This window comes from Mesorhizobium sp. M7A.F.Ca.US.005.03.2.1 (genome assembly GCF_003997795.1).
In the GTDB taxonomy this organism is placed as follows: domain Bacteria; phylum Pseudomonadota; class Alphaproteobacteria; order Rhizobiales; family Rhizobiaceae; genus Mesorhizobium; species Mesorhizobium ciceri.
In genome coordinates, this window is the sequence record NZ_RZRP01001209.1 from 1 (window position 1) to 1,395 (window position 1,395).

The 1,395-nt window shown below is 65.5% G+C and carries 1 protein-coding gene; it reads left to right on the forward strand.

The features are described from left to right. Positions 1 to 397: 397 nt before the first annotated feature. The coding region (locus EN991_RS36315) for an AMP-binding protein (protein ID WP_164769664.1) at positions 398 to 1,395 on the forward strand (998 nt) is incomplete at its 3' end.

The following is a 1,395-nucleotide window of genomic DNA, read 5'->3' on the forward strand; positions in this document are numbered from 1 at the left end:
TCTTGGTCCACAGCTCCGCCACGCTGACGGTGGCCGTTGCCTGGCGCGGCGGCTTTGCGGCAAGCAGCCAGGCGGCGAAGCCCAGTCCGCTGCCGAAGACCGCAAGGGTCAGCACGAAGCCGCAGACCAGTCCCAAAACCGCTTTCACGACACGCTCCTTCAGTCCCTGCTCATAGAATGCGGGGCCTCAAGGCTGGTTCCAGAAAAACGCTGGCGCGCGCGCCGGCGTTGCCGCCGGGCGCAGCCGCCAAGGGAGGCTCAAAACCCCGCCCAGACACAGTTCAGAAACAATATTCAACAGTTCGGAAAAACTGCCGAAAAGATCGGATGGCATAAGCATCCCACAACAACTGGAAAAATGGCCGTGCCGGGCAATGCCCGGCCTGGACGGGAAAGTATGGAAATGGATCACGGTGTCGATGTCGCCGAACTGGACGCGGAACGATCGGGGCTGGAAAGCGGCCCGGCAGGTGTCGCTGCGCTGGTAAGAACGGCTCCCGCGACAGCCAGGCGCGGGCAAATCCTGACGGGCGCCGACTTTGCCCGCCATGGCCTGCCCGGCGAGCGGCTCGACACGGTCTTCGAACAGCTCGCCGAAATGTTCGCAGCGCTGCCGGCGGTGATCTCCGATGGGCGTGTCTGGACCTATCGTGAACTGGACAGGCGGGCCAACCAGTTCGCCCGCCTGCTGGTCAAGCGCGGCGTGAAGCCGGGCGACCGCATCGGGCTCATCCTCGACCGCTCGGCGGAGACCTATGTCGCGCTGCTCGCCGTGATGAAGGCGGGCGCTGCCTTCGTGCCGCTGGCGACCGCCTTTCCCGAGGAGCGGATGGCGCTCATCATCGAAGACGCCGGCGTCAGCCTGATCGTCACCATCGCCGCCTATGCGTCGCGCGCCGGCCAACTGCCGGTTCCGCACCTGCTGATCGACAGCACTGCCACCGAAATCACCAAACAGTCCGACGCGCCGCTGAAGCCGCATGCGAAGGCCGCTTCAGCGGACGACACCTGCTACATCCTCTACACGTCGGGCACCACCGGCAAGCCCAAGGGCGTCGTCATCAAGCACCAGAGTTTCGTCAATTTCATCCGCGTCGCCGCCGCCTCCTACGGCTACCGGCCGGGCGACCGCGTCTACCAGGGCATGACGATCGCCTTCGACTTTTCCTCCGAAGAGATCTGGGTGCCGTTCGTCGCCGGCGCAACCGTGGTGCCGGCACCCGGCCAGATGCCGCTGGTGGGCGAGGAACTCGCCGATTTCCTGCGGCTCCATGACATCACCTGCATCGCCTGCAGCCCGACGCTGCTGTCGTCGATGACATCGGATGTGCCCAGCCTGCGCACGCTGCTGGTCGGCGGCGAGGCCTGTCCGCACAATCTGGTGGTGCGCTGGTC